General features: G+C 29.7%; 3 protein-coding genes. 2 read left to right on the top strand and 1 reads right to left on the bottom strand.

The features are described 5' to 3' along the window. Window positions 1-1,124: hypothetical protein (locus KKA81_17520; protein ID MBU2652730.1), on the top strand; the 1,124-nt coding region annotated here is incomplete at its 5' end. A 15-nt stretch (window positions 1,125-1,139) separates the two neighbouring features. After that, window positions 1,140-3,092: a protein kinase gene (locus tag KKA81_17515; protein MBU2652729.1), complete on the top strand. Its 1,953-nt coding sequence runs from the start codon at window positions 1,140-1,142 to the stop codon at window positions 3,090-3,092. Here KKA81_17515 and KKA81_17510 read toward each other — a convergent pair. Beyond that, on the bottom strand, window positions 3,081-3,325 hold a 245-nt coding region (locus KKA81_17510), incomplete at its 5' end, for a hypothetical protein (GenBank protein MBU2652728.1). The two genes, KKA81_17515 and KKA81_17510, sit on opposite strands and share 12 nt — an antisense overlap.

Below are 3,325 nucleotides of genomic sequence, written 5' to 3'. Positions count from 1 at the left end.
TTATAGATGAGAATAAGATTGAAAAAGAAAAAACATCTTTGTACAGTCAATTGTATAAGAAATTTAGGAAGGTAATATATGCTGGAACAACAGCAGTCTTATTGGGTGTTCTTGGTTATTGTGGAGTTAGTGGAACATATGAAAGTTTAAGTCAAAGACCACAAATACAACCACAAGTTAGAACAGCACAAATACAAGAACAGGCAAAACCATTAGAAAAAATAGTTGTTGGGAAAGAAGGTAAAAGTAAGGTATTTTTTTATGAAGGAACAGATGTAAAAATTCCAGGAACAGTAGAATACAAAATTCAAAAAGGTGATAGATTATGGAGTTTAGCAGAAGCATTAGGAATTTCACAAGCAAACATTCCAAGGTTTGTTAATGAACTTGTTGAAAAACAAACAGATTATGAAAATTCTGAATCATTTTTAGAAAAGATTAGCAAAGATACAATTTATGTAAGTAATGGAAAGATATTGCATGGTTCTGATGGAATAAAAGGAGATTCACTTGATGTTGGAGATTCATTTTACATTGATGAAAGTTTAATTAATAAATATGGGGGTGATTTTGAAAAAGTAAAAGAATTAGGAAATTTAATTGTCAAAGAAGAACCAAAACAAAAGCAAACACAAAAAGTAAAACAAGTATCAGAAAAGAAACAACCAAAACAAGAACAAAAAGAAAGTAAAGAAACTGTTGGATTATACATGCCTAATCAAGAAAAACCATTTGGTGTATTCCAAAGAGATTTTGCAAATGATGCTGAAAAATATTATGAAAATTTAAGTGGACAAGATATTGAGCAAAAAGCATGTTCATATTCCACTCATTTAAGCATAGAACTTCCAGCAGCTGAAACACAAAGAGTAACAGAGAATTACATTAAAGCAAGACTTGGCAAGAATATGAATATGGATGTAATGGAAGCTTATTCATTACTTGATAATTTAAAAGTAGAAGAAAAGAGACAATTTGTAAAAGACTTTGAATTAGATTATGAAAAAGCAACAAATAATATTTATGATATGTATAAGCAAGGCAAGAATATGGAGCAAATTGTAAATGATGCAGAATATTCTTGGGTTGATGAAGAACTTGTTAGGCATGTTGTAGCATATTAATAGTATTTTTGTTTATTGGATATTAAGAAAATGAATATACCTGGTTATGAAATTCTTGAAGAAATAGGTAAAGGGGGATTTGGAGAAGTATACAAAGCAAGACATATTGTAACAGGAGAGATAAGAGCAATAAAAATAGCATTTCCAAATACTGCAGAATTCTTAAGAAATGAAGCAAATTTGGAAGAGATACTAGAATATCCAACAATTGTAAAAAATTTTGAATATAATCTTTCTGCTGATAGACCTTATATTGTTAGAGAATATATTGATGGTGAAAGTTTGCAGCAAAAGATGAAGAGAGTTGGAAAATTTAAAATTGAAAAAGCATTAGAGATTACAGAAAATGTTTTAGAAGCTATTGCTTATGCTCATTCTAAGGGTGTAATTCATAGAGATATTAATCCTTCTAATATTTTAATTGATAAGCAAGGTGATGTTAAAATTACTGATTTTGGTTTAGGAAAAGCAATACAAAAAGCAAAAACGCAAGTGTATGTTAAAAAACAAGAAGCACAACATTATGGCAAAAAACAAGGAACACAACAATTTGCTGGAACAATAGCATACATGGCACCAGAACAAAGAGATGGAAAGCCAGCAACAGAAAAATCAGATATGTGGTCTATTGGAGCTGTCTTATACAGGATGATAACTAATAGAGCTCCTGGTGGTCTTGATGATATAATGGAATTGAATCCAAGAATTACTTCAGAATTAAAAGAATTATTAAAAAAATCATTAACAACAGAGCCATCAGAAAGATATGATAATGCACATGTATTTTTAGGTGATGTTTATTGTACATTAAAGAATTATGAAAAAGCAGAACAAAAATTCGAAGATTTTCCTTTTCCTTCAGAAACACATTTTCCACAACAGCATATAGAACCAAAAATAAAAGCAAGCCATGAACAACAAAGAAGAAGATTAGAAAGACGAGACGCATGGATGAATTTTTCTAGCTCAGTAAGACGTGCAGGAGATTCTGTTATGGAAGGAGCATTAGTTGGCGCACATGGTTTTTTGAAATATGTGTTACCAATAGCTTTGGTTGGAACAATGGCTTATTGTGGTATTAGGGGATGCGATTCTTTACCTAAGTCTCTTAATTTTTCTAATAAATCAAATATAGTATCACAACAAGAAAATTATGCAACATACACAATAAAGAAAGGAGATACATTAAGTGAAATTTCAAGAAATAGTTTGGTAAGTTTAGATTCAATACTTGAAGCAAATCCAGAAATAAAAGATCCAAATAAAATTGAAGTTGGACAAAAAATTAAAGTACCAAGAACATCTTCTTCTAATTATAGAGATCCTAAAGTTGAGACAAAAAGAGAGACTGCTCCTGCTGTAGAGAAGAAAGAAGAATCACAAAAACACATATATGGAATGCCAATTAAGCTCGAAGAAATTAGGAACCTAACTCCTTATAAGAATCTTGAATCTGTTAATGCAGTTCCAAAGGATTTAGATTTAGATGGAAAAAGCGAAATCTTTGTTATTGGTAAATCTCCTGGTGTAGAATACTCTGTTTCAGATTTTCATATCTTTTTATTAGAACAAAAAAACAATAAATGGAATTTCAAGTCTTTAGAAACAATAAAATCTTTAGAAGGTGTTTGTGGTAATCCATATATTTATAATTTAGGAAATGATGTGAAAAAAGAAGTTTCAGTATTAGTTTCAGGAGAAGGAGAATATACACATAAAATTTTTGGTTATATTGGTAATGATTTTAAGAAAATTGGGCAAACAAATTATCTTTTTGGACTTGATGATAATCCGGTAATTGAAATTATTGGTTCTGATAATGATAGGCAATTTAGTATAAGATATAATAAGCAAGGCGATGATGGAAGACTTAAGATATTTAAAGACACATATAAGTTAAAAGAAGATAGAGTTACTTTTTTACAACAAAAAATTTATGATTGGGAAGAAGCATTTTCAAGCCACTAGCCTTTCTAATCTAGAAAAAACTTGTTGTGCTGGTTCTCTGTAAGCACTATAAATTTCAAATTCATAAGCAAGTTTTTTTTCTTTTAGTTCATTCAAAGCTTCTTTAAGTTTTCTTAAGTAAGCTTTATCTTCTAATGCTGTTGGCTTTGAAATAGAAGAAAGCTCATCTGATAATTCTTCAAATCTTTCATACCATTTTAATGCAGGTGTATTTCCATAATAAATTTCTCTTA

The sequence above is a fragment of the Bacteroidota bacterium genome (assembly GCA_018831055.1).
Classification (GTDB): Bacteria; Bacteroidota; Bacteroidia; order Bacteroidales; family B18-G4; genus M55B132.
This window is presented reverse-complemented; position numbering and strand designations above follow the sequence as displayed.